Origin of the sequence: Pseudoramibacter alactolyticus ATCC 23263, from assembly GCF_000185505.1 — a bacterium.
Taxonomy (GTDB): Bacteria; Bacillota; Clostridia; order Eubacteriales; family Eubacteriaceae; genus Pseudoramibacter; species Pseudoramibacter alactolyticus.
On sequence record NZ_GL622378.1, the window covers coordinates 1 to 600 of the forward strand.

Below are 600 nucleotides of genomic sequence, written 5' to 3' on the forward strand. Positions count from 1 at the left end.
TAGTTTCGTTGTTGAAGCTGGGCGCTAACCTGCTTGAGAGTATCAAGACCAACACCCACCACGATCAGCAGCGATGCACCGCCGAACGGGAAGTTCTGGTTTGCGTTGAAGAGAACCAACGCAACAAGCGGAATCATGGAAACCACAGCGAGGTAAAGCGAACCCGGAAGTGTAATACGGGTTAGCACATAGCTGAGGTAACGTTCAGTGGGCTTACCCGCGCGAACACCCGGAATAAAGCCGCCATATTTCTTCATATTGTCTGCAACCTCGACCGGATCGAAAGTCACCGCAACATAGAAATACGTGAATCCAAGAATCAGCAGGAAGTACAGAGCGATGTACAGCGGATGATCGCCCCTCGTAAGGTAAGTATTTACCCAGTTCACCCATTCGGGGGGTGCTGCACCACCCTGTGGTGTATTGAACTGCGCGATAATACCAGGCAAAGTCAGCAGTGAGGAGGCGAAGATGATGGGAATAACGCCCGCCATATTGACTTTGAGCGGAATATAGGTACTGGTACCGCCAATGGTACGGCGACCAATCATGCGTTTAGCATATTGCACGGGAACGCGGCGTACAGACTGCTCCACGTAG

1 protein-coding gene is annotated in these 600 nt (G+C 51.7%); it reads right to left on the minus strand.

Annotated features, from left to right (window positions below):
* Nucleotides 1-600, minus strand: a 600-nt coding sequence (locus HMPREF0721_RS11240; RefSeq protein ID WP_006599918.1) for a preprotein translocase subunit SecY, incomplete at both ends; no start/stop codon positions are given.